The 16533-nt window shown below is 38.5% G+C and carries 18 protein-coding genes; 1 reads left to right on the top strand and 17 read right to left on the bottom strand.

The window, feature by feature from the left end; translation table 11 throughout:
- Positions 1–43: 43 nt before the first annotated feature.
- The 17 genes from atpG to rpmH form a co-directional block, all read right to left on the bottom strand.
- Entirely contained in the window at positions 44–904 is an 861-nt protein-coding gene (gene atpG / locus AC27JP_RS06850; protein ID WP_487113303.1) for a F0F1 ATP synthase subunit gamma, read from the bottom strand.
- A 28-nt stretch (positions 905–932) separates the two neighbouring features.
- The gene (gene atpA / locus AC27JP_RS06855) at positions 933–2474 is read right to left on the bottom strand and encodes a F0F1 ATP synthase subunit alpha (protein WP_487113305.1); all 1542 of its coding nucleotides are present in this window, start codon (positions 2472–2474) and stop codon (positions 933–935) included.
- A 13-nt stretch (positions 2475–2487) separates the two neighbouring features.
- Entirely contained in the window at positions 2488–3021 is a 534-nt protein-coding gene (gene atpH, locus AC27JP_RS06860) for a F0F1 ATP synthase subunit delta (RefSeq protein ID WP_487113307.1), read from the bottom strand.
- 14 nt (positions 3022–3035) lie between these two features.
- Positions 3036–3506: a F0F1 ATP synthase subunit B gene (gene atpF, locus AC27JP_RS06865; protein ID WP_487113308.1), complete on the bottom strand. Its 471-nt coding sequence runs from the start codon at positions 3504–3506 to the stop codon at positions 3036–3038.
- A 47-nt stretch (positions 3507–3553) separates the two neighbouring features.
- A complete protein-coding gene (gene atpE / locus AC27JP_RS06870) occupies positions 3554–3775 on the bottom strand; it encodes a F0F1 ATP synthase subunit C (protein WP_076417406.1) in 222 nt (73 codons plus the stop codon).
- Positions 3776–3878: 103 nt separating this feature from the next.
- Complete coding sequence (gene atpB, locus AC27JP_RS06875; RefSeq protein WP_487113310.1) at positions 3879–4649, bottom strand: F0F1 ATP synthase subunit A; 771 nt, start codon at positions 4647–4649, stop codon at positions 3879–3881.
- 54 nt (positions 4650–4703) lie between these two features.
- The gene (locus AC27JP_RS06880; protein ID WP_487113312.1) at positions 4704–5102 is read right to left on the bottom strand and encodes an ATP synthase subunit I; all 399 of its coding nucleotides are present in this window, start codon (positions 5100–5102) and stop codon (positions 4704–4706) included.
- A 291-nt stretch (positions 5103–5393) separates the two neighbouring features.
- Complete coding sequence (locus AC27JP_RS06885) at positions 5394–6284, bottom strand: ParB/RepB/Spo0J family partition protein (protein ID WP_487113314.1); 891 nt, start codon at positions 6282–6284, stop codon at positions 5394–5396.
- Positions 6281–7093, bottom strand: coding sequence for a ParA family protein (locus tag AC27JP_RS06890; protein WP_487113316.1), 813 nt, complete (start codon positions 7091–7093; stop codon positions 6281–6283). The genes AC27JP_RS06885 and AC27JP_RS06890 overlap by 4 nt, the downstream gene beginning before the upstream one ends.
- 41 nt (positions 7094–7134) lie before the next feature.
- Entirely contained in the window at positions 7135–7761 is a 627-nt protein-coding gene (gene rsmG, locus AC27JP_RS06895; protein ID WP_487113318.1) for a 16S rRNA (guanine(527)-N(7))-methyltransferase RsmG, read from the bottom strand.
- A 31-nt stretch (positions 7762–7792) separates the two neighbouring features.
- The gene (gene mnmG, locus AC27JP_RS06900; RefSeq protein ID WP_487113320.1) at positions 7793–9682 is read right to left on the bottom strand and encodes a tRNA uridine-5-carboxymethylaminomethyl(34) synthesis enzyme MnmG; all 1890 of its coding nucleotides are present in this window, start codon (positions 9680–9682) and stop codon (positions 7793–7795) included.
- A gap of 411 nt (positions 9683–10093) precedes the next feature.
- Positions 10094–10537, bottom strand: a complete 444-nt coding sequence (gene mioC / locus AC27JP_RS06905; RefSeq protein ID WP_487113322.1) for an FMN-binding protein MioC — start codon at positions 10535–10537, stop codon at positions 10094–10096.
- A 52-nt stretch (positions 10538–10589) separates the two neighbouring features.
- Positions 10590–11975 carry a tRNA uridine-5-carboxymethylaminomethyl(34) synthesis GTPase MnmE gene (gene mnmE / locus AC27JP_RS06910; RefSeq protein ID WP_487113324.1) on the bottom strand — a complete coding sequence of 462 codons (1386 nt, stop codon included), beginning with the start codon at positions 11973–11975 and terminating at the stop codon, positions 10590–10592.
- 312 nt (positions 11976–12287) lie between these two features.
- Positions 12288–13919, bottom strand: coding sequence for a membrane protein insertase YidC (gene yidC, locus AC27JP_RS06915; RefSeq protein ID WP_487113326.1), 1632 nt, complete (start codon positions 13917–13919; stop codon positions 12288–12290).
- A gap of 6 nt (positions 13920–13925) precedes the next feature.
- Positions 13926–14174, bottom strand: coding sequence for a membrane protein insertion efficiency factor YidD (yidD, locus tag AC27JP_RS06920; RefSeq protein WP_487113328.1), 249 nt, complete (start codon positions 14172–14174; stop codon positions 13926–13928).
- Positions 14141–14497 carry a ribonuclease P protein component gene (gene rnpA / locus AC27JP_RS06925; RefSeq protein ID WP_487113330.1) on the bottom strand — a complete coding sequence of 119 codons (357 nt, stop codon included), beginning with the start codon at positions 14495–14497 and terminating at the stop codon, positions 14141–14143. Before rnpA ends, yidD begins: the two co-directional genes overlap by 34 nt.
- Before the next feature lie 41 nt (positions 14498–14538).
- The gene (rpmH, locus tag AC27JP_RS06930; protein WP_033080930.1) at positions 14539–14673 is read right to left on the bottom strand and encodes a 50S ribosomal protein L34; all 135 of its coding nucleotides are present in this window, start codon (positions 14671–14673) and stop codon (positions 14539–14541) included.
- Between the two features lie 480 nt (positions 14674–15153).
- On the opposite strand from rpmH, the gene dnaA reads away from it, so the two are divergent.
- On the top strand, positions 15154–16515 hold the full coding sequence (dnaA, locus tag AC27JP_RS06935; protein ID WP_487113332.1) for a chromosomal replication initiator protein DnaA: 1362 nt from the start codon (positions 15154–15156) through the stop codon (positions 16513–16515).
- Positions 16516–16533: the final 18 nt, after the last annotated feature.

Here is a 16533-nt window from a genome sequence, read left to right on the forward strand (position 1 = left end):
TCTGTGCTCTTATTTACTAATAAAATAAATCAAGAACCTTTGCTTATACCGCTGCTGCGCCGGCACAAATCTCACTCAATTCTTGAGTAATACTTGCTTGACGAGCTTTGTTATATACCAATTGTAAATCATCGATTAAGTCGCCAGCATTATCAGTTGCAGCTTTCATTGCAACCATACGAGCGGCTTGTTCACATGCGAGATTTTCAACTACACCTTGATATACTTGAGATTCTGTATAACGAACCAATAAATGTTCAAGTATTGCTTGAGCATCAGGTTCGTATATGTAATCCCAGCGATGCTTAATAGCGTCATCATCTGACTTAGGCAAAGGTAAAAGTTGATCAATCGTTGGCTTTTGCGTCATGGTGTTAACAAACTTGTTATACACTATGAACAATCTATCAATCTCACCATTATCATAGGCACTTAACATAACACGCACACTACCAATTAAATCGGTAAGTGACGGGTTATCACCTAATCCTGAAACCTGTGAAACGACTTTAGCACCCATGTTGTTAAAAAATGCAGTAGCTTTTGAACCTACTACTGCAAAATCAACTTCACAGCCTGCTGCTTGGTGTTTACCAGCATCGGCAAGTACTTGCTTAAATAAGTTAATATTTAAGCCGCCACACAAACCTCGGTCTGTTGAGACAACGATATAGCCTACGCGCTTAGCTTCACGTTCTTCCATATAAGGATGACGATACTCTAAATTACCAAGCGCGATGTGACCGATCACATTTCGCATATTTTCAGCGTATGGACGAGAAGCAGCCATGCTATCTTGCGCTCTGCGCATTTTACTAGCTGCAACCATTTCCATCGCGCTGGTGATTTTCTGTGTATTTTGTACACTTCCAATCTTTGATTTAATCTCTTTACCACCAGCCATGACTATTCTCCGCGAAAAGGTTAACTAATTACCAAGTTTGAGTAGCTTTGAAAGCTTCAATCGCTTTCGCTAAACCAGACTCGATATCTTTGTTATAGTCGCCTTTTTCGTTGATAGTAGCCATCAACTCAGCGTGTTCATTGTTTACGTATGAACGTAATGCTTCTTCAAAATCAACAACTTTGTTGATTTCAATATCGTTTAAGAAGCCTTTTTCTGCGGCAAATAACGATACTGCTGTTTCAGCAATAGACAATGGGCTGTATTGTTTTTGCTTCATCAATTCAGTTACACGTTGACCATGCTCTAATTGAGCACGAGTCGCATCGTCTAAGTCTGAAGCGAATTGAGCAAAGGCTGCAAGCTCGGCGTACTGTGCAAGTGCTAAACGAATACCACCACCAAGTTTCTTGATGATTTTAGTTTGAGCAGCACCACCAACACGTGATACAGAAATACCAGCGTTAACAGCAGGACGAATACCTGAGTTAAATAGGTTAGATTCTAAGAAGATCTGACCATCGGTAATTGAGATTACGTTAGTTGGAACGAATGCAGATACGTCACCAGCTTGAGTTTCAATAATTGGTAAGGCAGTTAATGAACCTGTTTTACCTTTAACTTCACCGTTAGTGAACTTTTCAACGTATGCTTCGTTTACACGAGCAGCACGTTCAAGTAAACGACTGTGAAGATAGAAAACGTCACCTGGGTATGCTTCACGACCTGGTGGACGACGTAAAAGCAATGAAATTTGACGGTAAGCAACAGCTTGCTTAGACAAATCATCATATACGATTAGTGCATCTTCACCGCGGTCACGGAAGTATTCACCCATAGTACAACCAGAGTAAGCTGATAAGTACTGTAGTGCAGCAGCTTCAGAAGCAGAAGCAACAACCACGATAGTATTATCTAATGCGCCGTGCTCTTCTAATGAACGAACTAAGTTCGCAACAGTAGAAGCTTTCTGTCCGATTGCTACGTATACACACTTAATACCAGTGTTTTTCTGGTTAATAATTGCATCTAGTGCGATCGCTGATTTACCGATTTGGCGATCACCAATGATAAGTTCACGTTGACCACGACCGATTGGAATCATAGAGTCAATTGATTTGATACCAGTTTGTACTGGCTCATCAACTGATTTACGATCGATAACACCTGGTGCTACTACTTCAACAGGAGCAAAACCATCGTTGTCGATAGGTCCTTTTCCGTCAATAGGCTCACCTAGAGTGTTGACAACACGACCTAAAAGGCCACGTCCTACTGGTACTTCCAAAATACGGCCAGTACCTTTAACTTTTACGCCTTCAGCTAGATCCGCATAAGGACCCATAACTACCGCACCTACCGAATCACGGTCTAGGTTCAACGCGATAGCGAAGCGGTTGCCAGGAAGTTCGATCATTTCACCTTGCATTACATCGGCAAGGCCATGGATACGAATGATACCGTCTGTTACAGAAACGATAGTACCTTCGTTACGAGCTTCACTAACTACGTCAAATTGTTCAATACGATTTTTGATCAATTCAGCGATTTCAGTGGAATTCAGTTGCATGCTCTGTTCCCCGTTAAGATTGCATTGTTGTTGCTAAGCGGTTCAATTTACCTCGTACTGAACCATCTATTACCATGTCACCAGCTTTAATAACTAAACCTGAGACTACGTTTGCGTCTACAACACAATTGAGCTTTACTTTTCGAGCCAAACGCTTTTCAAGCGCGGCGCTTAATGTAGTTACTTGGTCAGCTGCAAGTTCTACAGCAGACGTTACATCCACGTTAATTTCTTTTTCATATTCAGCTTTTAATTCGCTAAATTGAGAAAGAACTTGTGGTAGCACCAACAAACGTTGATTTTCAGCCATTACCTTAATAAGGTTTTGACCATTGCTGTCTAGTTGATCTTCACAAACTTTTAAGAAAAGTTCAGTGGCTTGTTCAACTGACGCTCCACCTGAAAGGTAAGTCGTCATGGTTTCATTTTCAGAAACTTCAGCAGCAAATACTAACATTGATAACCAGTTATCAACGGCATTTGCTTCGATAGCAAAATCAAACGCTGCTTTAGCGTAGGGACGAGCGACGGTTGTCAATTCAGACATAGCTCTATTCCCTCTTAAAGTTCAGCTACAAGTTTATCTAAGATATCGCTATGTGCAGCGGCATCAATTGAACGCTCGAGAATTTTCTCAGCACCAGCTACTGCAAGAACCGCTACTTGTTGGCGTAGTTCTTCTTTCGCTTGGTTACGTTCCGTTTCGATTTCTGCATGGCCTGATGCTAAGATTTTATCTTTCTCAGCTTGAGCTTTAGCAGCAGCTTCTTCAACTATTTGCGTTTCACGCTTTTTAGCAGCTTCAACAATTTCAGCAGCTTGCGCTTTTGCATCTTTAAGTTGTGCCGTGGCTTTTTCTTGAGCAAGCTCAAGATCTTTAGCAGCACGGTCAGAAGCAGCAAGTCCGTCAGCAATAGTCGCTTGACGGGCTTCGATGGCACCAATAATTGGCGGCCATACGTACTTCATACAAAACATTACAAATACGATAAATGCGATTAATTCACCAACTAAGGTCATATTAAGATTCATTTATGTATCTCCTATTCAAATTCGCGGTTAAAAAACAACTTAAAAAATTAAGCACCAACTGCGAATAATAGGTATAAGCCGATAGCAACACCGATCATCGCGATAGCATCGATAAGACCCGCTACGATGAACATTTTAACTTGAAGTTGAGGTGCTAATTCAGGTTGACGTGCAGCAGACTCTAGGAATTTGCCACCAAGTAAACCAAAACCAATCGCAGTACCAAGAGCACCTAGACCGATTAATAAAGCAACAGCGATATATAACATATTTATCTCCGATTATTTAAGTAAAGTTATAAAGTTAAAAAAACTAAGGTTGAAACTTGTATTCATGCCCCTATTAACTTTTCAGGTAATAAGGGCAAAAAATTTAGTGATCTTCGTGCGCTAGACTCAAATAAAGAATCGTTAGCATCATGAAGATAAACGCTTGTAATGGGATAACCAACAAGTGGAAAGCAGCCCATAAAAAATGCACAGGTAATTGGAATAAACCAATTGTCGCAATTAGCAAGAATATCAATTCACCCGCATATAAGTTACCAAATAAACGCAGTGCTAGTGATAATGGACGAGCTAATAAGGTAACCATTTCAAGGATAAAGTTCACTGGATATAGTGTCCAATGACCAAAAGGTTGAGTTGTAAGCTCTTTAATAAAGCCACCAATACCTTTTACTTTAATTGAATAGTAAATAATTAGTACAAACACACCTAATGCTAATGCAAAAGTCATATTTGGATCGGTTGTTGGTACGGCTTTCATGTAATGAACACCAAACAACTCAAAAATTCGTGGAATAAGATCAACAGGAACCCAGTCCATTGCATTCATTAACAATACCCATACGAAAATGGTTAGTGCTAAAGGTGCGATTACAGGGTTTTTACCATGAAAGGTACTTTTTACACTGTCATCAACAAACTCAACAATCATTTCAACAGCACATTGCCACTTACCCGGTACGCCGGTAGTTGCTTTTTTTGCCACTGAACGAAATGATAAAATAAAAATCAAGCCCAAAAATATAGACCAGCCTAAAGTATCTAAGTGAAGGGCCCAAAAGCCATCTCCAACGGTTAGATTCTGAAGGTGATGTTTAATATATTCTTGGCTAGTAATTTCAGCACCTGAAGCCATATTAATTATCCCAATGATTAAAGTTTAAAAGTTAAAAAGTTAAAAATTTTATAGTTATCGCTGAGATTTAATAACAAATGGTGTTATTAAAGGTAAAGCCACAACTAAACAAAAACTGCTGAAAAAAGCTACTGGCTCAATCGCTAAAAATTTGAAGGCTAGCGCAAACAAAATGGCCGTTAATACTATTTTCAATTTTTCGCCACTATAAAAGGAATCTAAAACCTTTTCGGACGATCTTGCTCCGGCATATTTAAATGCTTTATGAGCAAAGACAAAATTAGGGATTATACTTATCGCGCCACCTGCTAATACTGAGTATGCGAAAGATAATCCCCAAATAAAATATGTTGCTACACTGCAAATCAAAACGAATATCAATGCGATAAGTATTTGCATAAATGCAAACTTTCTTCCTGGTTTAGCTAAATCATTGTGAATATATAAACTCACCAGAAACTCCATACGATAATCTTCGTAATTATTACAGTTTTTTAAAGATAAAATTTCCTCTTTAAAAAGCCGACGCAAGTATACTGAATTACAGCGCTAATGCAACAAAAGAGGGCTCTCATTGCCCAGATAATGTGCGAAATGTAACGCTAAACGAACAAATTACGACTAATGTATAATCGATTGTGAAAACTTTCAGTTTTTATTTCCAAGACGATAGGAAAAGTAGAAATGCGTAAGCAACTTTATTGCAATAAAAGTTACTTACTCTTGTATTAATATTGATAGGGCTTAGAAAGAGTTAAAGCGAGATACAATGCCGTCTAATTCAGACAGATCACTGTATGAGATGACCATTTTTCCTTTACCTTTCTTATTGTGATTTATCACAACTTGCGAACCTAACTTCTCAGAAAGATTTTGCTCTAACGCTTTAGTGTTAGGGTCGATAACTTTTTCTTTTGGCTCTTTTGGTGGCTGTTGTACTTTTTTAATTAACGCTTCTGTTTCTCGAACAGTTAGCTCTTTAGCAACCACTACACGGGCGGTGTTGGTTTGAATATCGTTATCTAACGCTAACAAAGCACGAGCATGACCCATTTCAATGTCGCCATGTTCAAGCAAAGTTTTAACTTCACTATTTAAATTATTTAAGCGTAGTAAGTTAGTTACTGTTGTTCTTGATTTACCAACCGCATCAGCCACTTCTTGGTGGGTTAGTTCAAACTCAATTAACAAGCGTTCAAGCGCAATAGCTTCTTCCATGGCATTAAGGTCTTCACGCTGAATATTTTCAATAAGCGCGATAGCAACTGCCGCTTCATCCGGCACTTGTTTGATTAAACAAGGTACCATATCAAGTTCAGCTATCTGAGCAGCACGCCAGCGACGTTCACCAGCAATAATTTCATAACTGTGCTCACTAATAGGGCGAACAACAATAGGTTGAATAATACCTTGGGATTTAATTGAGTTAGATAAATCATCTAATGCTTCAGCCGACATATCTTTACGGGGCTGATATTTACCGGGATGTAATTGCTCTATAGGTAAATTCTGTAATTCGGTATTTTTGTTACCAAGTTCATTTGCAACACCCGATTCTTCAGATGAATTAGTTGCCGGTGTTGTTAATAAGGCGTCAAGACCGCGACCTAGACCTCTGCGTTTACTTTGACTCATAGTGTTCCTTGCTCGGTTGTAGCTTGCGGTTTAAGTTGTTTATTTTGTTCTGCTCGACGTAATATTTCCCCCGCGAGTGCAAGGTAGGCTTTGGCTCCCGTCGATGACTTATCATAGTACATAGCTGGAGCACCAAAACTTGGCGCTTCTGCTAAACGAACATTACGTGGAATAACAGTACGGTAAACTTTATCACCAAAGTGTCGTTTTAATTGTTCAGAAACATCGTTGGCTAATCGGTTACGAGGATCGTACATAGTACGTAAAATACCTTCGATATGAAGTTTACCGTTAACAACCGAAGTCAATTGCGAAATGGTATCCATTAACGCCGTTAAACCTTCTAAGGCGTAGTACTCACACTGCATTGGCACTAACACTGAATCAGCAGCAGTCATGGCATTCACGGTTAACATATTTAATGACGGTGGACAGTCAATAATAATAAAGTCGTAATCTCTTTTTACCTTAGATAAGGCATTTTTTAATCTATGCTCGCGAGAATATACTTCCATTAACTTAATTTCTGCTGCGGTAACATCACTATTGGCAGCAATTAAGTCGTATACGCCGGCAGTGTTCTTACAAACAACATCATCAAAAGGACGTTCTTCAATCAGTAATTCATAACAGGTTGCTGGTACTTCATATTTATCAATACCACTACCCATAGTCGCATTGCCTTGAGGATCGAGATCAATTAGCAAAACTTTACGTTTTGTCGCGGCAAGCGACGCCGCTAAATTGACAGAGGTTGTTGTTTTACCAACACCACCTTTTTGATTTGCAACCGCGATTATTTTTCCCACAGGATCCTCAAATACTTTTCTGATCAAAAGTTTATTATTATTTATGATTTAACTAATTCAATCAAATGGCGTTCACCTTCTAACCGAGGAACGACAATAGTATGACTTTTCGCAACGGAAATATTGCTCGGTAAAGCTGCTACTTCATCATTTGGATAAAGACCTTTTAGTGCTAAAAATTTTCCATGTTCAGCACTAACAAGATGATCACACCAAGTCACCATATCAAGTAAAGACGAAAACGCACGACTCAGTACCCCGTCAAATGGTTGCTCGGGATGATACTGTTCAACACGAGCTTTAACGGGTGTCACGTTCTCAAGTTTTAATTGAAATACCACTTGGCGTAAAAAGGTAATTCTTTTTCCTAAACTGTCTAATAATACAAAACTGCGTTCAGGATACAAGATGGCAAGTGGAATTCCTGGTAAACCTGGGCCAGTGCCAACATCAATAAATGATTCACCATCTAATAATGGCCCAACCATTAAACTATCCATAAGGTGTTTTATCACCATATCTTTAGGATCACGAATTGAGGTTAGATTATAGGCTTTGTTCCACTTATTCAATAATTCAACGTATTGAATAAGTAAAGCTACTTGCTCATCAGAAACCTCTAACGAGGTTTCATTTATTAGAGCTACTAGCTGATCAGATAATGTCATTAGGCGAAATCTTAATTATTGTGTTGGTTTATTATGCGGTTTTACGTAATAAACCATGTTTTTTCAGATACACCAATAATAACGAAATTGCGGCAGGAGTAATACCAGAAATACGTGAAGCTTTACCAATAGTTTCTGGACGAGCATCAGTAAGCTTGGCAACAACTTCATTAGAAAGGCCAGAAATTTGAGTAAAATCGAAATCCATTGGGATCAAAGTATTTTCATGGCGTTTCTTTTTCGCAATATCATCCAACTGGCGATCAATATAGCCAGCGTACTTAATTTGAATTTCAATTTGCTCAGCTGCTTGCTTATCCGATAACTGAGGACCTAAACCGTCAATTGCCATTAAGTCGTCATAACGTACTTCGGGACGGCGAACAAGATCTTCTAAATTATTTTCACGGCTTAGTGGTGTTTTTAATAACTCATTTATTTGTGGCGCTGCGGCATGATCCTTTTGCACCCATACCGATCGTAAACGTTGACGTTCTACTTCAACTGTTTCCATTTTTTCGTTAAAACGCTGCCAACGTTGATCATCAACTAAGCCAAGTTCTCGACCTTTTTCCGTTAAACGAATATCGGCATTGTCTTCACGTAATAATAAACGGTATTCCGCACGAGAAGTAAACATACGATAAGGTTCTTTAGTTCCTAAGGTCGCTAAATCATCAACAAGAACGCCCATGTAGGCTTGATCACGGGTTAATACTAATTCTTCTTTGCCTTGTACACGTGCCGCGGCATTGGTTGCAGCTAACAGCCCTTGTGCACCGGCTTCTTCATAACCTGTAGTGCCATTTATTTGGCCAGCAAAATACAAATTTTCAACAAATTTACTTTCAAGCGTTTGTTTTAAATCTCGAGGATCGAAAAAGTCATATTCAATGGCATAGCCCGGACGCGTGATATGAGCATTCTCAAAACCTTTGATCGAGCGCACAAGATCCATTTGCACATCAAATGGCAGACTTGTTGATATACCGTTAGGGTATATTTCGTGAGTCGTTAAGCCTTCAGGCTCAACAAAAATTTGATGGCTATCTTTTTCAGCAAAGCGATGAATTTTATCTTCAATTGAAGGGCAGTACCTTGGACCAATACCTTCGATAACGCCAGTATACATTGGTGAGCGGTCTAAACCAGATTGAATAATTTCATGGGTTTTCTTGTTAGTATGAGTGATAAAACAAGATACTTGCTCAGGATGATCATTACCCGATCCCATAAATGAAAACACTGGTCGAGGATCATCTCCTGGCTGTTCTTCCATTACAGAAAAATCAAGGCTTCGAGCATCTAAACGCGGCGGTGTACCCGTTTTTAAACGATCCATACGAAATGGCATATCACGTAAACGTGCTGCTAAATTCACACTGGCTGGATCACCCGCTCGGCCACCTTGATAATTATTCAAACCAATATGAATTTGTCCCGCAAGAAAAGTACCTACGGTTAAGACAACGCTTTTGGCTTTAAACTTTAAACCCATTTGTGTTGATACACCGACGATCTTATTGTTTTCTAAAATTAGATCATCACAAGGTTGTTGAAATATGGTTAGGTTTGGCTGATTTTCCAAATAATTACGCACGAAGTTTCGATATAAACTCCGGTCTGCTTGAATACGCGTAGCACGTACAGCAGGGCCTTTGCTGGCATTTAAGGTTCTAAACTGGATCGCTGCATGATCAGCTGCCGTTGCCATTAAACCACCTAGTGCATCAATTTCTTTTACCAAATGTCCTTTGCCAATACCGCCTATAGCAGGGTTACAAGACATTTGACCAAGGGTATCAATGTTATGAGTTAGCAGTAAGGTTTTACATCCCATGCGAGCTGCAGCAAGGGATGCTTCTGTTCCAGCATGTCCACCACCAACAACAATGACGTCATAAGACTCTTGATACCACATAAATTAATAACCTTCGTTTGGTTTAACTTTAAAAAATAAGAGCGGTATTTTAGCGCTTTTTTTGACGCAGGGGAATGATCAAATTCAGGAAAAGATCTTAGCTTGATCCTTAAATAATATATAAAGATCTTTAAATAGATCTTGTTATTATTACTTATTAAGATCCTTTACTTCTGTTGATAAGTGCTTTTTCCTTATATATTACAAAGCATTAATTGACCTAAAACATTGTGATCAAAGCTTGATCAAGTCTAGTATAAGCTTTGATCTAAATAGCTAGTTATCCACAGTAGAATAAAGTCATATTTATATCTACTGAATAATAATAGAAAATTAATAGCTTTTACCCAGAGTTATGCACATTAATTGTTTTTTAGTACCTATATTGTGAGTAACTCGTGGGTAAATAGCTTATAAATGATCTTTGTTTTCACTTAACCAGTTTTGTGATCGCTCTTCTGGATCGATATCTTCGCTCATATCTAAGGTGATTAAAGGTAATAACTCAGTACAACCTTTTGATAATAAAAGTTTATTTATATTTTTAGCGGCAAAGCAGAAAGTATCATAGCTGGAATCGCCGATGCCGATAGTTAAAAATTTTACTGAGGATAGATCTTGATCACAATTTTCAAGATCTGCGACAAATGCTTGAATATTGTCTGGGTAGTCACCAGCACCATGTGTAGAGGTACAAACTAGCCAAGTTTGATTTTCGCTGTTTATTTGCGCTAAATCAGGTTGAAAATGTAATTCTACCTCATGACCAAGTGCTGTTAATGTTTCTTCGCAGGCTTCGGCAACATATTCTGAGCCGCCTAACATACTACCAACGATGACTTGAAATGAGCTCATTTAATGCTCCTATTGTTTTATTTTTAACGGAAATTTATGTAATTTTTTAGTTTTATTTACCGATACAAAATGATGAAAATATCTGACTTAATAAATCATCATTGGTAAATTCACCGGTTATTTTATTGAGCTCTTGTTGGCAAAAACGTAATTCTTCAGCCAATATCTCTCCAGCAACATAGGACTCTAGTTGCTCTAAGCCTATTTCTAAGTGTTGGTGCGCTTGTTCAAGGGCAACCAAATGACGTCGTCGTGCCATAAAGCCACCTTCGGTACTACCTTGATAACCCATGATATGCTTCAAATGTTCTGTCAATGCCGTTATACCGTGACCCGTTTTAGCTGATAATGTTACGGTAGGCGTGTCGTTTAGTTCGCTGTAACCCGTTTTTGCTTGGCTAATATCGGCTTTATTTCGAATAATTGTTAGGCCAATGTTGGCAGGCAATTTGTCAAAAAATTCCGGCCATACTGTTTTAGGATCTACCGTTATATCTGTTGATGAGTCAACCATGAGTAATACTCGATCGGCCTGATTTATTTCTTGCCAAGCGCGCTCTATGCCTATTTGCTCAACTTTATCGGCACTTTCTCTCAGCCCTGCGGTATCTATTATGTGTAACGGCATACCGTCGATATGAATTTGCTCTGATAGCACGTCACGAGTCGTGCCTTCAATATCGGTTACTATGGCACTGTCTTTACCACTTAAAGCATTAAGTAAGCTAGATTTGCCAGCATTTGGCCGCCCTGCGATAACGACGCGCATACCTTCACGAATGATACTGCCTTGTTGGGCCTTGTTTTTAACATCAGCCACTTGATTGATAATGGCTTTAAGATCATTAACAACTTTTTCATCGGCGAGAAAGTCTATTTCTTCTTCAGGAAAGTCAATTGCAGCCTCAACATACATACGTAAATGAATCGTATCATTTACCATTTGGTGAACTAGTTTGGAAAAGTCACCTTGTAATGAATGTAAGGCACAGCGAGCCGCCTGCTCTGAGCTTGAGTTGATCAAGTCAGCAATGGCTTCTGCTTGAGTTAAATCGAGTTTGTCATTAAGGAAGGCTTGCTCACTAAATTCTCCCGGGCCTGCCATACGAACATTTGGTAAGGAGAGTATTTCTTTTAGCAACATGTCGAGCAGCACTGGGCCACCGTGCCCTTGTAGTTCAAGAATGTCTTCGCCGGTAAAAGAGTTTGGCCCTTTAAAATAGAGTGCGATACCTTGATCTAATGCTTGGCCTTGCTGATCTTTGAACGTTAAGTATTCTGCTTTTCTTAGTTCAGGTAATTTACCTAAAATAGCCTGAGCGACATTTTTCACTTCTGGACCTGAAACTCTGATGATACCAACGCCACCTCGTCCAGGGGCTGTCGCCTGGGCTGCGATAGTTTCTTTTTGGCTCGATGAAAAAGCAAGGTTGGTCATGACAAAATCTCAGTTAACTGTAAGTTGTTTAATTGGCGATATTATAAACCGTTAATTAGTCACTGGAAATGCAGAGCCAATAATTGTCGTGAATAATCGTTAATTAGTAGGGAAAAGGTCAGTAAATCTATTGTAGGCTGTTATGGTTAAGAAGGTTTCTGGCAATCGCCATTCATTCACATTCTTGTGATCATGGCATATCGTTCATCGACGTGCAGGGGCACACTAATGCCTTGTAAGACAGGATGTCTGAGCAAGGTTTGGACATAAAAAAAGGTAGCATAAGCTACCTTTTTGATATTAGATGCAAGCTTACTTAGCTTTGGCTTTTTCCATGCCTGAGAATATTATTTTCATTTGTACAATTGAGATAATGTTACTCACTAACCAGTAAAGTACTAGTCCTGACGGGAACCAGAAAAAGAATACCGTGAACATAACCGGCATATATTGCATTATTTTTTGTTGCATAGGGTCTTGTACGGTCATCGGTTGCATCTTTTGCATGATGAACATACTGATACCCATTAATACTGGTAAAATATAGAAAGGGTCTTGTGCCGACAGATCTTGGATCCACAGCATAAATGGTGCATGACGTAATTCTACACTTTCTAAAAATACCCAATAAAGCGCTAAGAATATTGGCATTTGAATGAGTAATGGTAAACAACCGCCAGCTGGGTTCACTTTCTCTTTACGATACAGTTCCATCATGGCTTGTGACATTTTTTGTCTGTCATCACCAAAGCGTTCTTTAAGTTGCGTCATTTTAGGTTGTAAATTACGCATTTTAGCCATTGAGGTGTATTGCGCTTTTGTTAATGGGTACATGCCGCCTTTAACTATTAGCGTGATACAAATAATTGCTACACCCCAGTTTGCTACAACCGATTGAATTTTGATTAGTAACCAAAATAATGGTTGGCTGATCATAAATAAGAAACCGTAATCAATAGTAAGATCTAAGTTTTCTTCGATGCTTTCTAAAACGTCCTGGTCTTTCGGTCCAACATAAAATGTTGCAGATGTAGTTGCTGTGCTATTTGGTTCAACTGTTATTGCCGGGGCTTTGAAACCGATAATGGCATCTCTATTTGTAGAATATAAGCTATAAAGTTGATTGGTTGCAGATTTTTCAGGCACCCATGAAGAGACAAAGTAATGTTGCAACATGGCAACCCAGCCACCTTGAGTAGAAACATTTAGATTGCTTTCTTCAATATCATCAAAGTCATATTTTTCGTAAACATCTTCAGTTGTTGAGTATGCTGTTCCTTTGTAGGTAGGAATTAGTCCGCTTGATGTTTCAATTAATGTAGTTTGTTTTAACTGTCCATACATTTGCACACTGGCTGGAGTGCTAGCGTTATTTTTGACGATATATTCAACATTAATGGCGTAACTGCTGTGGTTAAACGTAAAACGTTTAGTTACCGATAAACCATCAGTATCAACATAGTTTAGATCAACCATTAACGGTTCATTTGATGATGTTTGATAAGAGGTTGCTGATGTTTGATAAATAGGACGACCTTTAATAACACGGTCTAAACCTTGAGCACCGGTTAAACCACTTTGGGCTACGTAGCGATCTGTGTCATTTCGTAATATGGTAAATGGAATGCCATTGCCTTGCTCGGTATCAAACTTTAAAAGTTTAGCTTCAACGATGTCACCACCATTGGTATCAATTTTTAATGCTAACACGTCGTTAGTAACTGAAATAACCGTCGCACTTGCTGACGTTGTTGTTTCATTACCTAATGGTGATGCTGTCGCTGAAGACTCAGGAACAAAATCGCCGCTACTGTTTGTTGTGGTTGTTTGTTGAGTTACTGCTGGTTGCTCAATAACTGGAGCATTGTCCATTTGCCATTGGTTAAATAACAAATAGGTAACAACCATAAGCGCAATAAAAAGAAAACTGCGTTGAGATTCCATAATGTCTTATTTCTCTTTTTTTGATAGTGGCACGGGATCATGTCCTCCCGCATTTAGTGGGTGGCATTTTAGTATACGTTTGCCTGCTAACCAACAACCTTTTATTACACCAAAGCGATTAATTGCTTCTATTGCATAAAAAGAACAAGTTGGCGTGAATCGACAATTAGGACCAAGCAGTGGGCTAAGCCAACGCTGGTAAGCTTTTACCAAAGTAATTGCTATTTTTTGTGGCGCTGAATTATTTTTCGCCATATTTTTTCCAATTGCTGATTAATTTCTTTGTTTTCGAGTTTGTCAGTACCCGACTTTACCATAACAACTATATCTATATGGGGCAGATTATGTTGATTTAAACGGAAGCTTTCACGAATTTGTCGCTTAATACGATTTCGTTGAACAGCTAATTTAACCCGTTTTTTTGCTATGGCTAGACCTAAGCGATTATTATTATCAGAATTTGGTGTGACGAGAATTGTGATGTGGCTAGAGCCAAAACGAAGAGGTTTTGAAAAAACAGCTTGAAAATGACCGGGAGTCAAAAGACGAGACTCCCGATTAAATTCATAAGTAACCATGTTGGTTACCAATTTTTTAACTTAAACTTCGAGTTAAAAAATTAAGCACTAAGGCTTGCGCGGCCTTTAGCACGACGACGTGCAATTACAGCACGACCGTTTTTCGTAGCCATGCGAGCACGGAAGCCATGGTTGCGCTTACGCTTTAATACACTAGGTTGAAATGTTCTTTTCATTACGCTAATCCGTCTGTTGTTGTTGCCCTGGCAAAACAGCCTTCATGAGCACACTGGGTCTAAAAATGAGGCGAAATTCTATATAGAGAAGCAAGCTTTGTCAATGTTTATTCTTTAGCTATTTTAAAAAGATCATTGTGGGATCGTTGTGATCAGAAAAGTATCCACAGTTTTATAACAAAAATGAATTTTTAATCAAAGAATAGGCCATTTTATTGATAATAATTAAATAGTATATTTAAATTTTTTTAGCATTAAATTGCTATTAAAAACTTAGCAAAAGCGCAATTTTGTTGAGTTTGCTAAAAAAAAATGAAAATAAAACGTGTTTATTGAAATGTCAATATTGATGTTGTGGATAACTATGGTGATAATAGCGCTATTATAAAAATTATTATCTTTTTCTATGCTCTTTATCTGACGGTTAATTTTAACGCGTGAATAAATTTATAAAGCATAGTCATTATCAGGAGTCGGTTGTTGGATCATTCACTGTGGCAAAAATGTTTGTCTGTTCTTCAAGAGGAATTACCCGCACAACAATTTAGTATGTGGATCCGTCCACTGCAATGTGTGGTGACTGATAATATTATGACTTTATATGCCCCAAATCGTTTTGTACTTGATTGGGTAAGAGATAAGTATGTTAATCGTATTAATGAACTTGTAGGCATGCAAGACAGTGCAAACCCACCTTTATTGCGCTTCGATGTTGGCAGTATTCCTAATCAAGCGACAAATGTTCAAGACAGTATTACGCGAGTGCAACCTAACAGTAAAGCCGTGAATAAAGAATCTACTGCGCCTGAAAGTAATTTACCAAAAACCACAAATGTGAGAGTTAAATATACTTTTGATAATTTTGTTGAAGGTAAATCAAACCAGTTGGCTCGTGCTGCTGCCTCTCAAGTCGCTGATAATCCTGGTGCAGCATACAACCCTTTATTTATTTATGGCGGTACAGGCTTAGGTAAAACCCATTTATTGCATGCGGTAGGTAATGGTATTTTGCTCAATAAGCCCAATGCAAAAATTGCCTATATGCATTCAGAGCGTTTTGTGCAAGATATGGTTCGAGCATTGCAAAACAATGCTATGGAAAAATTTAAGCAATATTACCGTTCAGTAGATGCATTATTAATTGATGATATTCAGTTTTTTGCTGGTAAAGATCGTACTCAGGAAGAATTCTTTCATACTTTCAATGCTTTACTTGAAGGTAATCAACAAATAATATTAACCAGTGATCGTTATCCTAAAGAAGTTGATGTTGAAGATCGTTTAAAATCTCGTTTTGGCTGGGGCTTAACTATTGCCATTGAACCGCCCGAGTTAGAAACTCGAGTGGCGATATTAAAACGCAAAGCTGAAGAGAGTCATATTAACTTGGCGGACGAAGTGGCATTTTTTATCGCCAAGCGTTTACGTTCTAATGTACGTGAGCTTGAAGGTGCCTTGAATCGAGTGATCGCAAATGCTAATTTTACTGGCCGGGCGATAACAATTGATTTTGTTAGAGAAGCGCTAAGAGATTTATTAGCACTACAAGATAAATTGGTAACTATAGATAATATTCAGCGCACGGTTGCTGAATACTATAAAATTAAAGTGGCTGATTTGCTTTCAAAACGAAGAAATCGATCTGTTGCTAGACCTCGTCAAATTGCGATGGCATTATCTAAAGAACTAACAAACCATAGCTTACCTGAAATTGGTGACGCCTTTGGTGGTCGAGATCATACAACGGTATTGCATGCCTGTCGTAAAGTTAAAGACTTACGCGAAGAATCGCACGATATAAAAGAAGATTATTCAAACTTAACAAGAACATTGTCATCATAATAATAAGTAAGTTAAAAG

It is taken from the genome of Colwellia sp. SU-HH01172 (genome assembly GCF_057553355.1).

Excerpts from the sequence above, each read along its gene's own strand:
- atpG (WP_487113303.1), bottom strand. The coding sequence starts at position 904 with ATGGCTGGTGGTAAAGAGATTAAATCAAAGATTGGAAGTGTACAAAAT.
- atpA (WP_487113305.1), bottom strand. The coding sequence starts at position 2,474 with ATGCAACTGAATTCCACTGAAATCGCTGAATTGATCAAAAATCGTATT.
- atpH (WP_487113307.1), bottom strand. The coding sequence starts at position 3,021 with ATGTCTGAATTGACAACCGTCGCTCGTCCCTACGCTAAAGCAGCGTTT.
- atpF (WP_487113308.1), bottom strand. The coding sequence starts at position 3,506 with ATGAATCTTAATATGACCTTAGTTGGTGAATTAATCGCATTTATCGTA.
- atpE (WP_076417406.1), bottom strand. The coding sequence starts at position 3,775 with ATGTTATATATCGCTGTTGCTTTATTAATCGGTCTAGGTGCTCTTGGT.
- atpB (WP_487113310.1), bottom strand. The coding sequence starts at position 4,649 with ATGGCTTCAGGTGCTGAAATTACTAGCCAAGAATATATTAAACATCAC.
- AC27JP_RS06885 (WP_487113314.1), bottom strand. The coding sequence starts at position 6,284 with ATGAGTCAAAGTAAACGCAGAGGTCTAGGTCGCGGTCTTGACGCCTTA.
- rsmG (WP_487113318.1), bottom strand. The coding sequence starts at position 7,761 with ATGACATTATCTGATCAGCTAGTAGCTCTAATAAATGAAACCTCGTTA.
- mnmG (WP_487113320.1), bottom strand. The coding sequence starts at position 9,682 with ATGTGGTATCAAGAGTCTTATGACGTCATTGTTGTTGGTGGTGGACAT.
- mioC (WP_487113322.1), bottom strand. The coding sequence starts at position 10,537 with ATGAGCTCATTTCAAGTCATCGTTGGTAGTATGTTAGGCGGCTCAGAA.
- mnmE (WP_487113324.1), bottom strand. The coding sequence starts at position 11,975 with ATGACCAACCTTGCTTTTTCATCGAGCCAAAAAGAAACTATCGCAGCC.
- yidC (WP_487113326.1), bottom strand. The coding sequence starts at position 13,919 with ATGGAATCTCAACGCAGTTTTCTTTTTATTGCGCTTATGGTTGTTACC.
- yidD (WP_487113328.1), bottom strand. The coding sequence starts at position 14,174 with ATGGCGAAAAATAATTCAGCGCCACAAAAAATAGCAATTACTTTGGTA.
- rnpA (WP_487113330.1), bottom strand. The coding sequence starts at position 14,497 with ATGGTTACTTATGAATTTAATCGGGAGTCTCGTCTTTTGACTCCCGGT.
- rpmH (WP_033080930.1), bottom strand. The coding sequence starts at position 14,673 with ATGAAAAGAACATTTCAACCTAGTGTATTAAAGCGTAAGCGCAACCAT.